Source organism: Thermoflavimicrobium dichotomicum (genome assembly GCF_900114055.1).
GTDB lineage: Bacteria > Bacillota > Bacilli > Thermoactinomycetales > Thermoactinomycetaceae > Thermoflavimicrobium > Thermoflavimicrobium dichotomicum.
In genome coordinates, this window is record NZ_FORR01000002.1 from 149,582 (window position 1) to 171,258 (window position 21,677).

Consider the following 21,677-nt stretch of genomic DNA (forward strand, 5'->3'; position numbering starts at 1 on the left):
CAGGCAAATACCGTAGTTTGGGCAAGCCTGTTTTTTATCACCCAAATATACATGCCTACATACTATACATTAGTTATTTTTGGCGGAAGGGGATTGTCATGGGGCAATCACGAGTTCAAATTCAAATTATGCCTGAACGCCATTTTCCAGTTCACAGTAATATTACCATCAGCCGTTTTTTAGCCAGAAAATTGGGGATCAAAAGTCATATGATACCCATTGTGTTTGGATCTACTTCCGAAATGGGTTCTTTCGACTTTCACCAACGGAAAAACGCTATCATCTGTATCAGCCAACAGCTGGCATCTCAACTCAAAATAACCAATCAACCAGCTATCTATGCCCACTTTGATCCCAAAGTTCCTCGTTTAAAACTGGGTCCATTGCTTGGGATCTTGATTAACCCTCCACCTGCAGAAAATAAGGATTCTGTTTTTGGAAGCATGACTCGTTTCCTCGAAGAATGTGCTCACTATGGTTTGGCACAAGGTATTCGAGTTGCTATCTTTTTTCCCGAAAATATTTGGGTGGATAAGAATTCCATGATTGGATGGATACATGAAAAAGGGAAATGGAAACAAACGGTCTTGCCGTTACCGGATGTCATCTATAACCGAATTACCTCTCGGAAAGTAGAACAGCAAGAGAACTTACAGCAAAAATTAAAGAATTTGCGTTATATCTACCAAATCCCCATTTTTAACGAAATGTTTCTAAACAAATGGCAAGTGCATCAGATTTTGAATAAAGATGAAAAAATGCAGCAAATGTTACCGGAAACAGCTCCTTTTACTTTCTCCAAACTAAAAGAAATGTTCAGTCGTTATTCCACGCTCTATCTAAAACCTACCAATGGAAGCCTGGGTGTAGGTATTATCCGTCTGATTCGCAGTCAGGGGAAAATTATTTATCAATCAGCAACACCCAATGGTACCATCACACGGGTAACTCGTACGATCCACGGGATCATCCGTCATCTGCAGAGGAAAGTCAAGAACAGTTCCTATCTGATCCAACAAGGATTACATCTAGCTACTTATGAAGGTCGTCCCGTTGATTTTCGTGTACTCGTACAGAAAAATAGGCATGGACGTTGGACGATGACTTCTGCTGTTGGGCGGATTGCCAATAGCCAGCACATTGTCTCCAATCTTGCCAAAGGAGGTACGCTTAGAAAAGCATCTGATTTATTGAAGGAACTAAAACATATATCCAACAAACCCAGCTTATTCCACTTAAAATCCACCTCCCTGGAAGTAGCTCAAATCTTTGAAACTCTTGCAGAAGGTCATTTTGCCGAGTTAGGAATCGATCTGGCCATTGACCAAAAAGGGAAAATCTGGTTATTGGAGATTAATTCCAAGCCTTCGAAAACAGATGATTCGATCATGTCTCCCTCAACATCTACTCGACCATCCGTATATCGCTTGATCGAGTATACACATTATTTGACTGGACTGAGAGGGAACTCTTTATCCAAAGCAAGAACCAAATCAGCGACGCTCACACTTCAGAGGAGGACATCCATATGACGATCGTAGCCAGTCACAAATATACTCTCGGTGTAATCAGTTGCTTTGACTCTCCAGCTAAATCTCCTCCTTTTCAAGAAGCACTCTATTTCAAACAACTCGCTCAAGCCGGAAAACAGTTGCAAATGCATACCTTTATTTTTAACCCCAAGGAGGTCGACTGGTCCACTCGAACTGTAAAAGGATGGCATATCCTGCCTTCTGGAAAGTGGACTTCATCGGTTCAGCCTCTCCCACATCTCATCTATGATCGCTGCTTCTATGCCAATCAAAAGCAATATTTATCTTATAAGCCTTATATCCTTCGCATCACCCAAGATCCACACATTCGCTTACTTGGCCGTCCTTTGAGCGGAAAATGGCAAACATATCTCCTGCTCAAACAAAATCCGAAATTGCTTCCTTTCCTCCCACCAACATTCCCCTATCGATCCGGGTCGTCCATTTTCTCTTACCTACAGACTTGGCCCGCGATCCTACTGAAGCCGAATGGTGGTAGCCTGGGATGTGGAGTCATTGCCATCCTCAAAATTTCAAACGGATTTCTTGTCCGTGGCCGCAGTAAAACAAACCAGGTGATTCAACATATTTTTTCCAGTAAAAAACAATTGCAGACTTGGCTCCAACACTCAGTCCAAGGGACACGCTATATTATTCAGCCTTTTCTAAAATTAACAACCAGCGATCACCGCCCATTTGATGTCCGTATTCTCGTACAGAAAAACGAGAAACAACAATGGGAAACCACTGGAATGGCCGTACGCATAGGCCAACCACTTACAATTACGTCCAATCTGCATGGAGGGGGAGAAGCACTTGCTTTACAACCATTTCTCGATCAACGGTACTCCCCGAAAACGGTTCGTCACATTATAAGTCAAATGGAACAGCTTACCAAGCTGGTTCCTGCCTTTATCGAGGAAAATCACGGCTCTCTATTGGAACTTGGTCTGGATATCGGAATTGATCCTCAAGGCAAAGTATGGCTACTCGAAGTCAATTCCAAACCGGGTCGTGCGATCTTTTTGAAAACCGGAAACGTTGAGCTCAGACAACGAGCAGTTGAACTTCCTATTCGTTATGCACATTCCCTACTTACTGGAGGGAAAGCTGGATGAATTCGATGATTTGCCAAATACGTATTACCGACCAATTTGCAGCCAAAGCGGTCATTCTATCCCCTCGTCTCTTAAAAAACTGGAACTGTGAACACGGTCAATGGATCCAGATCGAACTTGGCAATAAATCAGTCCATGCTCGGGTCGTTCAAGGTAAACAACAAGGTCATATCATTACACTACCTGCTATATTAGCCCGACAGCTTTCTTTTCCTTACGCCAGTCAAACCCGGGCATACTTCCATAACCAAAAACTGCGTCTAGGTCCGGTGATTGGCATTCTAACAACAGGCTATACAGGAAATCCAGCCACACCTTTTGGAGCCAGGACTGTATTCTTTCAAAATTTTTTAACAGCAGGTGCATCTGAAAAACCCTTTATCTATGTATTTACTCCAGAGATGATCCATTGGCCAACCAAAACCGTAACCGGATTGTATTACAAGAAAGATGCAGCTGGAGTAGAACAATGGGTGCGACATGTTTCACCATTGCCTGATGTTGTTTACGAACGGGTACCTAACCGCAAAGCAGAGTCGCTGACTCGTGTTCGCTCATGCTTGCTTCGTTTAAAGGAAGAAGAAAACTGTCGTATATTTAATCAAGGCTTTTTTGACAAATGGACCATCTATGAACTCCTCAAAGATGAACAACGAACAAAAGGGTTTACGCCAGAAACACATCTCGCCCCTTCCATTGAAACCATCAAATATATGCTCGACAAATATCACATGGTTTATCTAAAACCCAGCGGCGGCAGTCTGGGGATGGGAATTCTCCGTATCACTTACCATCCGAAGCATGGCTATTTCTGCCGCTTTCATCAAGGGGAAAGAAATGTTCTCCATCGCTTTCAATCGGTAGAGAAACTGCTTCAGTATTATTTCCGCCATCAGCCTCATCGTTTTAAAAATTATCTGGTACAGCAAGGCATTCGCCTGCTAAAAGTGAATGGACGTCCGGTTGACTTTCGCGTGCATATGCATAAAGACAGTACAGGAAACTGGAAAGTGGTAGGTATCGCAGCAAAAGTGGCAGGCTCAGGCTGTATCACTACTCATGTTCGAACAGGTGGAACCGTATATACGGATGATATTCTGAATCATCTTTTTCCTGAAAAAGCAAAAAATGTAAAATCATCCTTAGTCGAAGCTGCCATAGAGATTGCCGAAGCTTTGGAAGAAAAGCTAAGTGGACCTTTAGGCGAACTGGGGATGGATATGGGCATTGATCAACAGAATCAGATCTGGCTATTTGAAGTTAATTCCAAGCCAGGACGTCATATCTTTCATCATCCAAGTTTGCGTGAAGCCGGACGCCAATCTGCCAAATATATTACTGAATATAGTCTAAAACTGGCTGAATTCGTTTAAAAGGAGGGTGTCAGTGAAAACAAACCCTAGAATCGCGATTTTTACAGCAGATGGTGGTTCCCTTTTTCGTGGTAATCGCCAAAATTTTATCGATATCATCTTGACGGGTAAAAAGATGGGATGCCAAGTATTTGTTCTGACTCCTCAAGGACTGCATGATGATCGATCATTTGTCACTGGATACATCCCAATCCAGACACAAGGAAAAAGAAAATGGAAAAAAGCACACTTCCCCATGCCTGATGTCGTATATAATCGTGTTCCCAATCGTGAACTGGAGAAAACACCAGAGGTACAACATGCATTGGAAACCTTAAAATCCATCCCACACATCCATTTATTCAACCCTCACTTTTTTGACAAATGGACATTGTACCAGCAATTGTCTTCCATCAATACACTTCACCCATTTCTACCCGAAACCGTTCTTCTTCATTTTCCAACTTCGTTAAAATCCATGTTATTTAAATACGCTCTTCTATATCTCAAACCAATTCATAGTCTAGCTGGCGTTGGTATGATCCGAATTATGATGAAAGACAAAAAATATGAAATGATTTATCAAACCAAAAAACAAAAGAAAAAATTTTATCTCTCTTCCTTTCAAGATACATGGGGGCAAGTAAAACAATTATGCGAGGACACTCCCTATCTGATCCAGCAAGGTATACCACTCGCTACCTATCAGGGAAGGCCGTTTGATATTCGCATCTTGGTGCAAAAGGATGGAACAGGAAATTGGGGTGTGACAGGGATCGGGGTTCGGGTTGCAGGTAAAGAGGCGATTTCGACTCATGTGCCAATGGGCGGAAAAATAGAGAACATTCATGTTGTTTTAAAATCTGTCTTCGGCACACTTCACAGAGCCATCTACGAAAAGTTGGAAAAACACGCTCTTTCTTTTGCCAAAGGCATTGAAAACAAGCAAAATACCATGCTTGGCGAAATATCAATGGACATTGGGATTGATCAAAAAGCAAAGCTATGGTTTTTTGAAGCGAATGCAAAACCGATGAAATTTGATGAGCCCGAAATCCGACAACGTTCTTTGAAAAGGATTATCGAATACAGCCAATTCCTGTACCAAACACAAGCGAAAACAGAGGAGGTACAAGGGTGAATCTCCATATGCTCAAGAAACAGGATCTAGAGCGCCTTCGTCCTGCCCTTCTTCGCTTGATTCGTTTCGCAGGAGATGGTCGAATTACACACCGGGCCATCCGCTGGCTCAATCGCCTTCAACTAACGGACGATAAGCCAGGGACTGTAATAGCCATCAGTTTTGATCAAAAAAAATGTACTGGATTGATCGCCTTTGGCCACTATGGACTGGAAGAATCTTTTATCGTTGTCCATCCGCAGTATCGAAAACGGGGAGTTGGCGAAGCTTTGGTCAAATTCGTTCTTTCCCATTTGGATAAGGTATACACACGTGTAGCCTGTGACAACATTCCCAGTCTGAAATTATGTTTCGCCTGTGGACTTACTGCATTCCAATTAACGAAGGGCCCTACTGGCAAACCCACTTTATGGCTTGGTGGAGGAAATTGGAAGCGTCAAGATCTCGATCTTGCAATGAAAAATCTTTCATCTATAAATAACAACCCCTCTTCTCTTTAACAAAGAGGGGTTGTCTATCTGATCTGCATAAACCACAATATTACCGTATTTTCATATTATACCAAATATTACTAAAAAAATTGCGACAGATATCGCAAACGTTTAATTCATTCATTAGTTAATGACACGCTTGGCTGTCACATACCCTTGATCAAGCCAACGAGTACTTAAGGAATCGTAACGTACACCGCCAGGTCCCCAAGTATGCAGAATCCGATTATTCCCAGCATAAATCCCTACATGCGCAATTCGCCCGCCTGATGACTTGGTACTGAAAAAGACTAAATCACCTTTTTTAAGCTCTGAACGAGAAACTGTTTTTCCTACTTTAGCTTGTTGACGGGAAGTGCGCGGAAGGGAAATGCCGTTCTCCTTAAAGACTTGTTTTACAAATAGTGAACAATCAAATAATTTCGTCTGACCAGATGGGGCTCCAAATTTATAAGGAGTTCCTAAATATTTTTCCCCTGTTTTAATAATTCTGTCAGCGAGAGTATTTGATTGTTCGCTCGTTTGTGCAGGCTGTTTTGGTTTGGATGTTGTTGGCGATTCACTGGCTGGAATTGTTGGTTTTGATATTTCATAATTTTGAGAATTATCTGGTTGCGTAATAACATTTCCGTTGGTATATTCCCATCCAAATTTTGCAAAGATACTCTCGAATGGATCGTTCTTACCTGCTGCATGACTCGTGCTAAGCGGAATACCTGCAACTACTACAAAAGAAGCTATCGAAGATATGACCAATTTTTTTACTTGTTTACGTGTAAGCATCAAATCCCCCTTACCGTTTATCTTAATTTTGGCTTATTGCCTGACTCGTTTACAATAGTAACATAAAAAAACCCGTTTGGATTATGTAAATATCGCCATTAGAAGTAATATGAGGCAATCAAGCTCATTAAATGGTTATTTTTTTCAAATCACTTTTGATGGGTTATTTTTTGTTTTATGGGTTTCCATGTCTAATATTAATGAATATACCTATATAAAGAGGCACGATGGTTTAGAAAGGGGAATGAAGATTGAAGAATAAAAGACAAACGTCATCACGCAGAAAAACAATTCGCCACGATTTTCACGATGAGCTTTTTTTAGATGAGCTAATGCATCTGGAACAACTGGAGTTTGAACAAAAACAGCAAGAGCCCTTTTTCCCACAGGTAAAAAAGGAGATACCAGTCCAAGAGGTAAAAAAGGAAATAGCAGTCCAAGAGGAAAAAAAGGACATAGCAATCCAAGAGGAAAAAGAGGAAATGGCAGTCCAAGAGGAAAAAATAAAATCTGTCATCGAGCCACCTTCTAGGCTATCCACTCTAAAAAAAGTACGAAATCCTGATGAAAAAAGAAAACCATTTATTTATACCGACGATTTACCAGATGATGTGATCACCACTGAAAAACTAGCCAATCAGTCAGTTGACACAAAAAAAATCAAAAAGGGAGCCATTCAATCCGATCATTTACAAGATGGAAGCATCCACACCAGCAAATTGGCCCCAGAAGCAGTGACCTCTTCCAAAATTGCTGAAAAAGCGATAAAAGAACATCACATAGATATAGATTCCATATCAGGTGATAAAATCAAACGCGCGGCTATCTCAGCCATACACATTAAAGAAAATGGAATTCCCGGCAATCGTCTTTTAGATCGCAGTATCGATGCCAGCAAATTGAAAGATCGGTCTGTTCAAGCCCATCATATTGGGATTGGGCATATTCAAAATGAACATCTAGCAGATCAGTCGATTAGTGGTCAAAAAATTAAAAGTGGCTCCATTAGTGGAATTCATTTGGCCAATGATATTATCGATAACGCAAAATTGTCTGATTTTTCCGTTTCCACCAGTAAAATTCAGGATCATGCCATTACCCAAGAAAAATTAGACAATGAAATCATCACCACAGAAAAGATTGCTTCTTCTGCGATCAAGTCCCATCATTTAAAAGAACAAATTATTCAATCAAAACATATCGAAGATGGAGCGATTACTCAACATAAACTGGCTCCACTATCGGTAGGCAAAGATCAACTCCAAGAACAAAGCATTGATACCAGGCATCTCAATCATGCACTGATTAAAACCCAACACCTTGCTGACGAGTGTGTTACACAAACGAAAATTGCTCCACGTTCTATTCAATCTGCCATGATTCAAGATCAATCCATTGAAACGAAACATCTGCAAAGTCACATTATTAAAGAACATCATTTACAAGAAAGATCGATTAATCATCGTCATCTACAAGATGGTATAATCTACGAGCAACACATCGCTAATCATTCGATTTCAGGCGCAAAACTCAAGGATCACTCGATTACCACTGCCAAATTGGCTCCGGAGTCTGTATCCACAGATAAGCTGATCGATTTTTCCATCACCGAAAACAAACTAACCGATGGAGTAGTCACATCAAACAAAATTGCTCTTCAAGCAATCCATCCAGAACACATTCATCCCAGAGTCATTAAGTCTCAGCACATTCAACTAGAGCAAATTCAAACAGAGCATTTGGCTCCTGAAAGTGTTACTGCTGAAAAACTGGCTCCTCAAATGATTCAGTCACACCACTTGTCTGATCAATCCATCCTGGCACACCATATCCAAAATGAACAGATTGAAACGGAACATCTTGCTGATCAGGCCATTACTACGGAAAAGTTGGCAACCAGAGCCATTACCGGTGAACACCTCAAAGAACAATCGATATCGGCTGATCACATCCAGCCTGATCAAATTACCACGGAACATTTGAGAGACGGGTCCGTCACCGAAAACAAATTGGAAAGTGCCGCCATTCAATCCAGGCACATTCAAGAAAAAGCAATCCAGTCATACCACATCCAAAATGAACAAATCGAAAACCATCACTTAAAAAATCAAGCCATCACCTCAGATAAGCTGGCACCTCAATCCATCCAAAGTGAGCATGTCGATCACCAAACCATTCACGCTTACCATATCCAAAATGAGCAAATCAAGAACCGGCACTTGTCAGATGAAGTAGTAACATCGAGCAAGCTGGCTAAAGATTCCGTACAGAATAAGCATATTTGTGATCAATCCATTCACTCTCACCATATCGAAAATCAACAGATCGAAAACCATCACCTAGCAGAAGAGTCTGTCACTGCCAGCAAACTGGCCAAAGACGCAGTACAGTCCAAACATATCGCTGAGCAAGCGATTCTGGCCTCCCATATTAAACCGGCGCAAATCGGAACCGAACATTTAGGGGAGCAAATCATTACCTCAGATAAATTGGCTCATCAATCCGTTCAGGAAGAACATCTTTCCGATCGATTGATCAGTGCCAGACATATCAAAGAGGAGCAAATTACCACAGACAAATTGGCTCCAGAGTCTGTATCCACAGATAAGCTGATCGATCTTTCCATCACCGAAAACAAGCTGGCCGATGGAGCAGTCACATCTAACAAAATTGCTCTTCAGGCAATCCAGCAAGAACACATCCAGCCAAGTGTCATTCAGTCTCAACACATCCAGCTTGAGCAAATTCAAACAGAGCATTTGGCTCCTGAAAGTATCACCGCTGAAAAATTGGCTCATCAAATGATTCAGTCACACCACTTGTCTGATCAATCAATCCAGTCACACCACATCCAAAATGAACAGATTGAAACAGAACATCTTGCTGATCAAGTCATTACTACAGAGAAGTTGGCAACCAGAGCCATTACCGGTGAACACCTCAAAGAACAATCAATATCGGCTGAGCACATCCAGCCTGATCAAATTACCACGGAACATTTGCGAGATGAGTCCGTCACCGAAAACAAATTGGAAAGTGCCGCCATTCATTCCAGACACATTCAAGAAAAAGCAATCCAGTCACACCACATCCAAAATGAACAAATCGAAAGTCATCACCTAGCAGAAGAGTCTGTCACTGCCAGCAAACTGGCCAAAGACGCAGTACAGTCCAAACATATCGCTGAGCAAGCGATTCTGGCCTCCCATATTAAACCGGCGCAAATCGGAACCGAACATTTAGGGGAGCAAATCATTACCTCAGATAAACTGGCTCATCAATCCGTTCAGGAAGAACATCTTTCCGATCAATTGATCAGTGCCAGACATATCAAAGAGGAGCAAATTACCACAGACAAATTGGCTCCAGAGTCTGTATCCACAGATAAACTGATCGATTTTTCCATCACCGAAAACAAGCTGGCCGATGGAGCAGTCACATCTAACAAAATTTCTCTTCAGGCAATCCAGCAAGAGCACATCCATCCAGGTGCCATTCAGTCCCAACACATCCAGCTTGAGCAAATTCAAACAGAGCATTTGGCTCCTGAAAGTATTACCGCTGACAAATTGGCTCATCAAATGATTCAGCCACACCACTTGTCTGATCAATCCATCCTGTCCCACCACATTCAAAATGAACAGATTGAAACGGAACATCTTGCTGATCAGGCCATTACTACGGAGAAGTTGGCAACAAGGGCCATTACCGGTGAACACATCAAAGAACAATCGATATCGGCTGATCACATCCAGCCTGATCAAATTGCCACAGAGCATTTGCGAGATGGGGCCGTTACCGAAAACAAATTGGAAAGTGCCGCCATTCATTCCAGACACATTCAGGAAAAAGCAATCAAGTCACACCACATCGAAAATGAACACATCGAAAACCATCACTTGGCAGAAGAGTCTGTCACTGCCAACAAACTGGCCAAAGACGCAGTACAGTCCAAACATATTGCTGAGCAAGCGATTCTCGCCTACCATATTAAACCGGCGCAAATCGGAACCGAACATTTGGAGGATAAAGCTATTACCACAGATAAACTGGCCCACGAAATCATTCTGGAACAGCACTTGAACCCAGAAATCATTTCTTCGAAGCACATTCAAAACGAACAAATTAGCAATCATCATCTCGCCGATGAAGCGGTTACCGCAAATAAACTTGCGCAAAACTCTGTTGAGTCACAGCACCTGATCGATGAGTCCATTCTTTCGCGTCACATTCAAGAAGGGCAGATTGAAAACAAACATTTGGCGAATCAAGTCATTACCTCAGATAAACTGGCTCATCAATCCGTTCAGGAAGAACATCTTTCCGATCAATTGATCAGTGCCAGACATATCAAAGAGGAGCAAATTACCAATCGTCACTTAGTTGAAGGAGCCATTACTTCCTATAAAATCAGTATTGATGCGATCCAAACCCATCATTTACAAAACAAATCCATTACTACAGACAAGCTCGATGATGAAGCAGTTCAGTCTAAAAAAATCGCACCAGATGCCATCGGTTCCCATCACATTCAAGAAGGGGCCATTGAAGAAAAACACATTTCAGACGGTTCCATCGGTCCCGAAAAACTCAAATTTGTACCTGTTCATTTGGCTGGGACACACCCGTTTACGCTATCAGAAACAGACACTGAACAATTGATTCACATCCCACTCAACCGAACGATTGCCCCTCCTTATATTGTCGTCGCCATGACTGATCAACCCGGCTGCATTGCCAGCCTATCCAGTCAAAATGATGAAAGCTTTACTCTTCATATTCAAAGAACAAACCATGCTCCACTTCATGTAGAAGGAAATATATTCTGGATTGCCACACAGCCTACTCCCTTCTCTGTTCCAGAAATTCCCCCCAACCACAATGAGATGAGAGAAGTCATTCAAATCTCATCCCTCCAGCACCCCAATAACATGTAAGCACATTAAAAAGCTACGGATCTTTTTCCGTAGCTTTTTTCATCTCCAACTCTTTTTACAAATAACGACGAGAACACTTTTTCCCATTATAACTAAACAACACTTTACGTGAATCGATCACTGTCTCCAGGTGAACATTTCGTCCCCATAAAGCATAAACATGTGGCAAAGTTTTCTCCAAATATTTGATGTCCAACTCGACTCCTTCAAACTGATGAATCAGATAAAGCTCACCATTTTGCAGATAATCCCCATCTTTGACAAAGATCACGGGATGTCCACCATTAATTCGACTGGTCACCAGTTGATCACGAACATTTTCCCAACTTTTATCCGTAACGCTCCAGTCATTACCACGACGTTCGAATACATACAAATCAAGCTCTTCGACCAAATCCTTGGTCAGATAGTTACGCAGAAAAGAGATATCTGAATCGATTTCTCTGACTTCAAATATTTTTTTCCTTCCCTGATTTGGAACTCTTCCCCACTCTCTCTGTTCTTCCTCAGTCGGTGAATTCCAGCGCCGCTCAATGTCTTCAAAAATCTTGAGTCCCAAATAATACGGGTTGATCGAAGTCGCAGAGGGTTGTATGACGGAAGCATTCAACCTGGCATATTCAATGGTTTCTTCTTCCGTCAAGTCCAGTTCGCGCATAATCCGGATGTGCCAGTAAGTAGCCCACCCTTCATTCATGATTTTTGTTTCAATTTGCGGCCAGAAATAAAGCATTTCATCGCGCACGATGGTCAGGATATCCTGGTGCCAATCTTCCAGTACCCGACTGTGGTTCATAATAAACAGGAGCAGATCTTTCTCTGGTTCTTCCGGAAACGTCTTCTTCTTATTCTTCTTCTTTTCTTTTTTCTCTCGCTGATCGAGTCTCCAAAGATCTTCATAGGGGTTGGAACTTTTTTTGATGTTTTTTTCTGTCTCCTCCTGTTTTCGAAATTCCAGCTTTTGATCAAAAAGACTCGGATTAATATGTTCTTGAATCGCCAGTACATGGTCCAAAAACTGTTCAACCACGTCTTTTCCATATTGCATTTCATAGCTACGAATGCGCTCTGCACTTGCCGCCATACTTTCAACCATATTACGGGATGTATTGGAAAAATGGATATTGTTCTTAAAAAAGTCACAGTGTGCGAGGACATGAGCAACAATCAATTTATTTTGAATCAAGCTGTTTCCTTTCAGCAAAAAAGCATAACACGGATTGGAGTTAATGACCAATTCATAGATTCGGCTTAGATTGAAATCATATTGAAGTTTCATTTTGTGAAAAGCTTTACCAAAGCTCCAGTGCGAAAAGCGAGTCGGCATCCCATAAGCACCAAAGGTATAGATAATATCTGCTGGACAAATTTCATACCGCATCGGATAAAAATCAAGGCCAAATCCGACTGCAATCTCCGTGATCTCATCAATCGCACGTTCTAACGCTTTGAGATCATTTGACATATGGGGCCCCCTTCCTTTTTACAAGGAAATGAAAATATAACACCCACCTAAAAACGATGCATCCTATACACCTGTGGGGAAATGATGGAGGGGAATCTGCAAAGATTAAGTTGGAAAATTTTTTGTATACAAATCATTCAGATATACTTGAACAGAACTATTTTTTTCATGATTTATATTTATATTATAACATAGATTCATGCGATTTGGGGGTTGTTGAACAATTTATAGAATGCGAGCGAAAAACCCTTGGCTTCAGCCATGGAGATGAGAGCAAGCGTTGTTAAACTTCTCGCAAGTTCGGCAATATTTTGGTATCATTAAAGCAAGTTGCAATTTCACTAGGACGAAAAACGAAAACCAAGTCTATCTTGAAAAAACTTTTTACCGCTGGTCTGGCGGGTTGAGCTTGATCAATATCCTGTCAGTAGATGGGAGTTCCCAAGAATCCCCTTCGTTTACGCATGGGGAGTGGTCAAAAGAAAAAAACTTATAAAATCTAGTTGACGGCCGAATAATCACGAGGCTATACTTTGGTTGATGCAACAATTGCATATTTGATGTCTCTGTTAGGTGAGGTTCCTGTTCGGAGATACGCTACTGCCCAAAAATGTCGAGAGACGCCAATGGGTCAGCAGGAAAGATCGGAAGGAAGGTCTTTTCTAATGTAGCTGGTCTTTTGACCTATGCCGTTCAGTGCCAAAGCTCGATGAGGGGGACATCCAAAGTCAAGCCCAAGGCTTGTATTGGGCTTATTTTGCGATGAAACCCTCTCTTCAGTAGAGAGGTTTTTTTATTGGGCATAATGTAAAAAGGAGGGGAAAGCATGGATTACACACTCGTTCAAAAGGAAATACAATTTGCACTACACAACTCAAAAGATCCACAACAGCTGTTTGATTTGGTTTATTCATTACGGCCATATGATATTTCTGAGGTAATGAAGGGTCTTAGTCCAGAGGATCAGATTGACTTGATATCCAAATTGCCTATTCCAACTGCCGCTGAAACGTTGGAATATCTGGAACCGGAAATGCAGTATCATATCTTGCGTCACCTGAAAGATTCCGTTGCTTCCCCTCTTTTGAAGCAAATATCAAGCGATGCGGTAGTTGATATGCTACTGGCCATTCATCCTCTGCAAGCACAACGTTTACTCGATCTTCTTCCAGAAGATTATCGCGATAAAATCAATCAATTGATGACTTATCCTGAATATACTGCGGGCAGCTTGATGACCGTTGACTATATATCTGCGCGAGCACATTGGAACGGGGAACAAGCCCTGCAACATATTCGTAAAGTGGGACATGAAGCTGAGATCATCTCCTATATTTATGTGACCGACATTCGCGGGGAGCTTGTAGGAATTTGCTCTCTGAAGGAAATTATCCTGGCCAGTCCCGATACCCGATTGGGCGACATCGCTACCAAAGACATTATCTCCGTTCCCGCTGACATGGAGCAAGAAGAAGTGGCCAATATTTTGTCCCGTTACGACTTCTATGCCTTGCCGGTCGTTGATCACCAAAACAGGTTGATCGGGATTATTACTGTCGATGATGTCGTTGATGTTATTCAAGAAGAAGCAACGGAAGATTTCCAAAAAATGGGTGGTAGCTCCCCGCTATCGGAACCCTACTTTAAAACTTCTATCTGGGAGCTGTTTCGCAAACGGATCCTTTGGCTACTGGTCCTATTTATCGGTGGAGCTTACACCGCTAATGTACTTGAAAAGTTTAGCGACACATTAAGCAAGATTGTGGAACTTTCCTTTTTCATTCCCCTGTTGACTGGAACAGGAGGAAACACTGCTTCCCAGATTGTAACCACTCTCGTTCGGGCACTTGGTATGGGCGAAGTCAAGTTTCAAGACCTCTTCCGTGTCATTCGCAAAGAATTGTTAACCGGTATTTTACTTGGTCTCTCACTTGGAATGATCATGTACTTACGAGCCATGATGATGGGGGTCAACACAAACATTGGCTGGGTAGTATCGATCTCCATTCTCGTCATTGTCCTGTGGTCTTCACTTGTTTCTGCTGTATTACCCCTATTACTTCACCGTCTCAGAGTCGATCCTGCCGTTGTTTCCAATCCATTGATTACCACTTTGGTTGATGGAACTGGCCTTATTATTTACTTTACCACAGCAAAACTGCTTTTGCATTTGTGAAAAGTGAGGCCTTCATGTTGGCCTCACTTTGACTCACAAGCGATTCCATCTTTATCCCGATCCAATTTGGTTACGCCATACGCTTTCATATATGCTGTTGCTTCTGCGCTTGAAGAAAAGGAAGCACACGTTACATTTGTTCCTCTATAGGGGGGGGCTTACTGCTTGATTTCTTTCCGGAGGAACTTTTGCGCGATGAAGAGACCGTTCGATGATCTGTTGATTTGTCATCCCCTTTTGCAGATGATTTCTTATCTTTTGATGGCGAATCTGTTTTCTTCTTGGTATCTTGATCTTTCACTGCACTCAACTGCTCCTGAAGCTTCTTGCTATTGGCTTCACATTGTTGTCCTTTTGCTTCCAGATTCTTTTTTTCCTGTTCCAGTTTTTTCACGTTCTCTTGTAATGTTTTGACTTTCTGCTCCAATGCATATGCTTGTCCCGCCTGCACCTGATTTTGAAACAACGCTCCCAGAAACAGGCCGATCACAATGGGGATAATGTTCCATCCACGTTTACCCAAGTCGACTGCTCCCATCACCATGACGCGATGAGCAGGTGTTGGATGAACAAAATTAAATCAATTTATTTCATTACAATATTTTTAATCGAATAAAAAAATGGGCTTGCAAATAATCACAAGCCCACAGATTGTTGACAAAATCTTCTTTTTGACACCAGGGTTCCTTTTCCGTTTCACTCCCGTTCAATAAAACGGGCAAAAGTCTCTCAACTGGAAAAGAAACCGCTTTGTTTGTTAATATATTCCGAACTTTTAAATAAACGAGCCCGTTTTTTCCGTTCGTTATTTTCTCAAAACAGCCCGAACCGGGCTCCCATCTGCCCCATCAAGAGGCAAAGGCAAAGCGATTAATTCATAATCCCCTTCTTCCACATGATTTAAAACGGCTCCTTCCAAAATATGCACTCCATGCTGATGTAAAGCATGATGAGCAGGAAGTTCCTTGCTGTCGGGCAGGTCTACGGAAGGGACATCCAGGCCTAACAATTGAATTCCTCTCTCTTGCAAAAAAGGGGCCAGATCCGGCCTGATATAGGTGAACGAAGTTGGAAACTGCAACCGATCTTTCCATGAATCCGTACGAATGATGAGCCGTTTTACACCGCCTAGGTCGAAATGGGCCAGTTCAGCTGCTCCTATACTCGGTAAATCAAGTAAATGAATGACTCGGCAAGGGCCAACATAAAGTGAAAGATCCAGCTCATGCACTTTTTTTCCCTCGTTATCAAAGTGATAAGGGGCATCAATATGTGTACCTGTATGGATACTCATCTCCATTTTTCCTACATTGACAGAACCCGTCTCTTCTTTGGTCCAGTTCAGTTGAAAGCGATAGGGTGTATCTCCTGGCCACGTAGCAACTCCTTCGCGCAAAGGTTCACTAATATCGATGATGATCATCAGGCAACAACCCCACGTTCATTTTTAAACTTTTTATAGGTTTGCTCTGTCATAATCATTTTCAAGCGTTGCACCATTTCCCACACTTCCTGGTAAGACGTATATAATGCAACTGGGGCCAGACGAATGACATTGGGTGCACGAAAATCCGGAATGACCCGTTGTTCTTTCAATGCCTTGCAAATTCTCGCTGCCTCTTCATGTTCCAAACAAACATGGCCTCCTCGCCGATGATCCTCCATGGGATTGCCGATGGCAAATCCAAACCCCCTTAACTCGCTTTCGATCAATTGCATGAGATAGCGAGTAATCGCCAATGATTTTTCACGAATCCGGTCCATTCCTGCTTCTCTAAAGATTTCCAACGAACCGATGAGTGGTGCCACGCTTAGCACATGAGGAGTTCCCATTTGGTAAGCTCCTGCCGTATCCGCATGCTCCATTTCATGATCCATATCAAATTGCTTATCCTTGCGAGAGCCAAACCATCCAGCCAGTCCTGGTGTAGTTCCAAAATGTTTTTCGTTGACATAGAGTCCTGCTACACTTCCAGGGCCGCTATTTAAATATTTATACGTACACCAAACGGCAAAATCGACACCCCATTCACTAAAACGATGTGGAACAGAACCAATGGAGTGACAAGCATCAAAACCGATGATGATTCCCCGTTGATGCGCCTCTTTGGTCAAACGCTCGATATCCAATAGCTGCCCACTTCGATACAATACGGTTGGTAAAAGAATCAGAGCCACATCCTCATCCATCGCCTGAATGATGTCGCTTTCATCGATGGTGCGGCCATCCCGGCTCTTAATGCGAATCAGGTGGGTATCTGGATCATATCCGTGTAAACGCAGCTGACTTTTTAAAGCATAAATATCTGTCGGAAAATTCAATTCATCTGCCATAATTTTCGTTTTTCTTCCTTCTGGGCGATAAAACGTGCTAACCAATTGATGAATATTCACAGTCGTTGAACCGGTAGCGATCACTTCTTCCGGCTTTGCCCCAATCAGCGGTGCCATCTTTGCTCCCAATTCTTCTGAGAGATAAAACCAGGGATACTTGCCTTCTGTCCAACCATCAATACCATAGCGCTTCCAGGATTCCAGCAACTCCAACACGGCAGCCTCAGCCCGTTTTGAACACAATCCCAGCGAATTCCCATCCATGTAAATGGTGCCAGGCTGAATATAAAATTCTTCTCTGAATGAGGCTAAAGGATCCCGTTGGTCCAATTCTTTGGCATATGCCTCAGTCGCCTGAAACGTCATAGATGATCCTCCCATCTCCTGAATTACAGTTGCGTACGTATTTTCCACAGTTCAGGGAACGAATAACGATCAATCACTTTCTTCAGATAAGTCACGCCGGATGAGCCACCGGTTCCCTGTTTATGGCCAATAATCCGTTCCACTGTTTTCATATGGCGGAAACGCCATTGTTGGAGCCAGTCTTCCAGGTCTACCAATTTTTCTGCCAACTGATATAGATTCCAATACTTGTCCACATTACGGTAAACCTCCAACCATGCTGATTCTACTGTTGAATCTTCCTGATAAGGCTCGCTCCAATCGCGATCCAAACGTGCCGGATTGATCTCAAAGCCTGCCTTTGCCAATGCTTGGATGGCTACATCATATAAACTGGGTTGGTGTAACAATTGATATAAAGTATCATGCAATTCTTTGTCATGCTTATAAATTTCTAAAATGTGTTTGCTTTTATTACCAAAAGCAAACTCGATCATCCGATATTGAAATGATTGAAATCCAGAAGCTTGTCCCAGTTTATCACGGAACTGCATATACTCGGCAGGGGTTAAGGTAGATAAAATATCCCAGGATTGAATAATTTGTGACTGGATTCTTGATACGCGTGCCAACATTTTGAATGCAGGCTGGTAATGATCCTGCGCTATCAATCGGGTAGCTGCATGAAGTTCATGCAAAATCAATTTCATCCACAATTCACTGGTTTGATGGATGATAATAAACAGCATTTCATCATGATGATTTGAAAGCGGTTTCTGCGCAGTCAAAATTTTATCCAATGCTAAATAATCCCCATACGTCATCTGATTTGAAAAATTTGTATGAATCCCTTTTTCAGGAACAAGATTATCTTTATTCATTCTTACACCCCTATTCCAACACTTATTTTTTTATAATATAACACAATTCAATTCTTGGAAGTTTATGACAAAATTTTCTTTTTATTTATGGCTGAATGAAAAAAGCGACCCGAAGGTCGCCCGGCAAAAAGTGATCCGTATTTACTTCACTTCCTGACCCGTAGTAGACTGGACAAATTGATTCCATGATTCATTGAATTGTTTAATTTCATCTTGCAATTGAGTGTGCAGTTTGTTTAGTTCGTCTAACTGAGACTGATTATCTTTGGTTTCTTTTCCATTTTTTAAATCTTTCATATACTCTTCATCAGAAGCTAACACTTTTTCAAATACTTCTATATACTTCAACTCTGTTTCTGTTGTTTTCATAAAATCATTAATAAAAGTCTCTGCCATTTTTTTTATATTTTCATCTTCCAGTCTGGCAGATTTGGATTTGAGGTCTGAGAAATGACTTTGTATTTTTTTCACTTCTTCTTTATATTGCGGAAGCAATTTTTTCGCTTCCTCTATTTTTCCAGACAGATCACTGATCTTCGATTGATCTGGCTCTTTCATTGCATTTAAGTCGTTAATCACCTGGTTACGCAAATCCGTTGCTTTGTTAATAATCGAGTCATTTTTGTTTTCTTGAGTAACCAGTTTTTCCATTTCAGCAACCAATTGATCAGCATTGTAATAATCCTTAAACAAGGAGCAACCTGATAGCAAAAACACACTGAGTAATAAGGTCAATACTTTTTTCATCAGAACACCTCTTATTTTAGTTAATAAATTAAATTCGCAAAGCAACAATATTCTACCTTAATTTAAAAATATTTCAAGCAAAAAAGGGGGACATTCTTTAAAACTTGTTAAAATAAAAAAGAGAGCGATATCGCCCTCACTTTTCCAATCTGATCATGGAAAGGAGTATTCTTTTGTTTGGAATTCGCTATCTAAAAGCAAAACCTACTCAATATGTTCTGCAATATAAAAAAGGAAAGTTAATACGCAGTGGAAAAGGCTTGTCTTTTTTCTATTTCCAACGGTCTTCCACCATCTGTATTGTTCCGATTGGGAGTGCCGATACCCCTTTTATTTTCAACGAAATGACAGCGGATTTCCAACCCCTTACCATACAAGGACAATGTATTTACCGAATTATCGATCCTGAATGTGTCGCTTCCATGCTTGACTATACCATCGGCAAAGGAAATCGCTATACCTCGGACGATCCTGAAAAACTGCCAAAACGCTTGATTAACTTGATTCAAGTGTTCATTCGCACCGAAGTACAAAAACGTCCACTCAAAGAAGCCATTCACGCTTCTAATGAAATAAGCCGGGAAGTTATGAAACAATGTGAGCAAAACATCGCCCTTTCCTCTTTGGGAGTTGAAATTCAGTCCATCACCATCACTGCGATCAAACCGACACCTGAAATGGCGCGAGCTTTGGAAGCAGAGGCGAGAGAAGAATTACTAAAAAAACAGACGAATCGATTTACGAACGACGAAATGCTGATGTCAAACAAGAACGGAAAATCAAGGAAAATGAGTTATTGATTGAGATTAAATTCGAGGAAAAGTAACGACAAATTCGTGAGGCGAAAACAGAAGCAGACCTGGGATAGACTGACCTATGTTTTTATTTGCAAGTATGAATGAAGGAGTGCAAAAGATGGACTGGTCCAGATATGGACATTTGTCAGAACAATGGATCAATGAAAGCAGAAATCATGTACAGGCGATTAATGATTATAGAGAGCGAGGAAAAAAAGAAGGTTGGGATCAGGTCGGAAACCCACCTCAAACACACATCAAGCAACTGAAAAACTTGGCGCCTTCTGTGTTGGAGATTGTACGTGAAGCGAACAATAAGAAGGAGACAGAAGCGTTAAGAAAGTGGTTTCCACCTGCATGTGAACCAGTATTTGATGAATATAGCGGGAAAGGGTTGGGAGTTGAACCTTTATTTATAGATGAAAATAGATTTCTTGTTCATATTAATGGTTTTGTACATTTGGTGGAGCAAGGAAAATGGCGTGTGCTAGAGGATGTTTTGTACGTGGGGCGGTCGCCTGATCGACGTTATTATGCTTTGGCTTATGATAATCGATGTGATTTGCTTGATGGATGGAATGGCCCAAAAGTTCGGGAATTTTATTGGCCAAAAAATCTGGAGGTTGTATTGGAATGGACAGAGTGTTCACCTTATGCATCCATTCCTTTTATCACTTCGTTGATTCCTTTTCCTGATGGTAAAAGAATTCTTCTAAACAATAGGTATGGCGTATTTGTTATCGATGAAAAGGGTACAAAACGGATTCATCCGTCAGTGGAGTGGATCCATGAAGAATGGAAATGGCATCAAGAATATAAACTGAATGATCCATTTGTTATTGATTTAAGCATGGAGCATGCGGCACTTTCACCAGATGGAAAGTTGATCGCTGTTGGGGACCAGTGCAGTCACCATCGTATTTTGGATGAGCATTACCAAGAGGTCGCAAGAATCGAACCTTATTCCGAATATCCTCATTTTGCCCTGTTTGGATCAGATGGCAGACAAATTGCTTTAAATGCCTGCCACTTTTATCATGGAGTAACGTTGGTCATTTCACTCGATAACCTTCCTCTTGGTGATTTTGATCTTTTTACACCTGATGGTCAAATGAAAGATGGTGTAGGGATCCTGGACGAAGACAGCCGCGTATATGCCGGAGTTGCTTGGGAAGATGCCTATATCTTCGGGAATGCTTATGGTTATTTGCTTTGCTATAATCAGAGAGGTGAAAACCTGTGGGAACATTTCATCGGTGGCACGATCTCTGGAATGGATATTTCTGAGAATGGAAAGCAATTGATCATTGGAACATATAACGGTACCCTGCATCTGTTAGAGCTGAATACAGGAGAGAATGATCCTTTTACCATCGGTACATCCACACATAAAGAGTTATGCAGATGGTTATTCTGGGGGGAAGATTTGGCCAGACCTTGGGTATGGTAATGAATGGTTCATGTTCAGTTAGGGCTCTGCACGTTATTCATACATGTTTTTGGTGAATTGGGGTTCCTTTTCCCTCTCGGCTATTTGGTAAAACGGAAAAGGAACCTGCCCGTTTGTACGATCTAGGC

Annotated in this window: 16 protein-coding genes, 1 pseudogene and 1 riboswitch; of the genes and pseudogenes, 9 read left to right on the forward strand and 8 right to left on the reverse strand. The window is 41.6% G+C overall.

Annotated features, from left to right (window positions below):
• Nucleotides 1-98 precede the first annotated feature (98 nt).
• The 5 genes from BMZ78_RS03165 to BMZ78_RS03185 are packed head-to-tail and all read left to right on the forward strand — an operon-like array spanning nucleotide 99 to nucleotide 5,643.
• Entirely contained in the window at nucleotides 99-1,532 is a 1,434-nt protein-coding gene (locus BMZ78_RS03165) for a YheC/YheD family endospore coat-associated protein (protein ID WP_093227939.1), read from the forward strand.
• A complete protein-coding gene (locus tag BMZ78_RS03170) occupies nucleotides 1,529-2,650 on the forward strand; it encodes a YheC/YheD family endospore coat-associated protein (RefSeq protein WP_093227942.1) in 1,122 nt (373 codons plus the stop codon). Before BMZ78_RS03165 ends, BMZ78_RS03170 begins: the two co-directional genes overlap by 4 nt.
• Nucleotides 2,647-4,023, forward strand: coding sequence for a YheC/YheD family endospore coat-associated protein (locus tag BMZ78_RS03175; RefSeq protein ID WP_093227943.1), 1,377 nt, complete (start codon nucleotides 2,647-2,649; stop codon nucleotides 4,021-4,023). The genes BMZ78_RS03170 and BMZ78_RS03175 overlap by 4 nt, the downstream gene beginning before the upstream one ends.
• 13 nt (nucleotides 4,024-4,036) lie before the next feature.
• A complete protein-coding gene (locus BMZ78_RS03180; RefSeq protein ID WP_093227945.1) occupies nucleotides 4,037-5,143 on the forward strand; it encodes a YheC/YheD family endospore coat-associated protein in 1,107 nt (368 codons plus the stop codon).
• Nucleotides 5,140-5,643 (forward strand): GNAT family N-acetyltransferase, encoded by a 504-nt coding sequence (locus tag BMZ78_RS03185; protein ID WP_093227947.1) that lies wholly within the window; start codon nucleotides 5,140-5,142, stop codon nucleotides 5,641-5,643. Before BMZ78_RS03180 ends, BMZ78_RS03185 begins: the two co-directional genes overlap by 4 nt.
• Before the next feature lie 114 nt (nucleotides 5,644-5,757).
• Here the strand turns inward: BMZ78_RS03185 and BMZ78_RS03190 are convergent, their stop codons facing one another.
• Nucleotides 5,758-6,417: a C40 family peptidase gene (locus BMZ78_RS03190; RefSeq protein ID WP_093227948.1), complete on the reverse strand. Its 660-nt coding sequence runs from the start codon at nucleotides 6,415-6,417 to the stop codon at nucleotides 5,758-5,760.
• A gap of 251 nt (nucleotides 6,418-6,668) precedes the next feature.
• Between BMZ78_RS03190 and BMZ78_RS03195 the strand changes: the two genes are divergently transcribed.
• Entirely contained in the window at nucleotides 6,669-11,354 is a 4,686-nt protein-coding gene (locus tag BMZ78_RS03195) for a WIAG-tail domain (protein WP_093227950.1), read from the forward strand.
• Between the two features lie 55 nt (nucleotides 11,355-11,409).
• Here the strand turns inward: BMZ78_RS03195 and BMZ78_RS03200 are convergent, their stop codons facing one another.
• Nucleotides 11,410-12,819: a SpoVR family protein gene (locus BMZ78_RS03200; RefSeq protein ID WP_093227951.1), complete on the reverse strand. Its 1,410-nt coding sequence runs from the start codon at nucleotides 12,817-12,819 to the stop codon at nucleotides 11,410-11,412.
• Between the two features lie 558 nt (nucleotides 12,820-13,377).
• Nucleotides 13,378-13,543, forward strand: a riboswitch (M-box (ykoK) riboswitch).
• A gap of 102 nt (nucleotides 13,544-13,645) precedes the next feature.
• Here BMZ78_RS03200 and mgtE point away from each other — a divergent pair.
• Nucleotides 13,646-14,995: a magnesium transporter gene (gene mgtE, locus BMZ78_RS03210; RefSeq protein ID WP_093227954.1), complete on the forward strand. Its 1,350-nt coding sequence runs from the start codon at nucleotides 13,646-13,648 to the stop codon at nucleotides 14,993-14,995.
• Between the two features lie 23 nt (nucleotides 14,996-15,018).
• Here the strand turns inward: mgtE and BMZ78_RS19530 are convergent.
• The 6 genes and pseudogenes from BMZ78_RS19530 to BMZ78_RS03240 all read right to left on the reverse strand — a co-directional run.
• Nucleotides 15,019-15,114 (reverse strand): annotated as a pseudogene (locus BMZ78_RS19530) (excalibur calcium-binding domain-containing protein); the annotation flags it as partial.
• An 11-nt stretch (nucleotides 15,115-15,125) separates the two neighbouring features.
• On the reverse strand, nucleotides 15,126-15,518 hold the full coding sequence (locus BMZ78_RS03220) for a hypothetical protein (RefSeq protein WP_093227955.1): 393 nt from the start codon (nucleotides 15,516-15,518) through the stop codon (nucleotides 15,126-15,128).
• Between the two features lie 282 nt (nucleotides 15,519-15,800).
• Entirely contained in the window at nucleotides 15,801-16,418 is a 618-nt protein-coding gene (gene kynB, locus BMZ78_RS03225) for an arylformamidase (RefSeq protein WP_093227957.1), read from the reverse strand.
• On the reverse strand, nucleotides 16,418-17,695 hold the full coding sequence (kynU, locus tag BMZ78_RS03230; RefSeq protein ID WP_093227958.1) for a kynureninase: 1,278 nt from the start codon (nucleotides 17,693-17,695) through the stop codon (nucleotides 16,418-16,420). Before kynU ends, kynB begins: the two co-directional genes overlap by 1 nt.
• Before the next feature lie 23 nt (nucleotides 17,696-17,718).
• On the reverse strand, nucleotides 17,719-18,555 hold the full coding sequence (gene kynA / locus BMZ78_RS03235; protein WP_093227960.1) for a tryptophan 2,3-dioxygenase: 837 nt from the start codon (nucleotides 18,553-18,555) through the stop codon (nucleotides 17,719-17,721).
• A gap of 141 nt (nucleotides 18,556-18,696) precedes the next feature.
• Complete coding sequence (locus BMZ78_RS03240) at nucleotides 18,697-19,302, reverse strand: YkyA family protein (protein WP_093227961.1); 606 nt, start codon at nucleotides 19,300-19,302, stop codon at nucleotides 18,697-18,699.
• A gap of 173 nt (nucleotides 19,303-19,475) precedes the next feature.
• Between BMZ78_RS03240 and BMZ78_RS03245 the strand changes: the two genes are divergently transcribed.
• A complete protein-coding gene (locus BMZ78_RS03245) occupies nucleotides 19,476-20,102 on the forward strand; it encodes an SPFH domain-containing protein (RefSeq protein ID WP_175482261.1) in 627 nt (208 codons plus the stop codon).
• Nucleotides 20,103-20,217: 115 nt separating this feature from the next.
• Entirely contained in the window at nucleotides 20,218-21,549 is a 1,332-nt protein-coding gene (locus tag BMZ78_RS03250) for a YncE family protein (RefSeq protein WP_093227964.1), read from the forward strand.
• Nucleotides 21,550-21,677 lie beyond the last annotated feature (128 nt).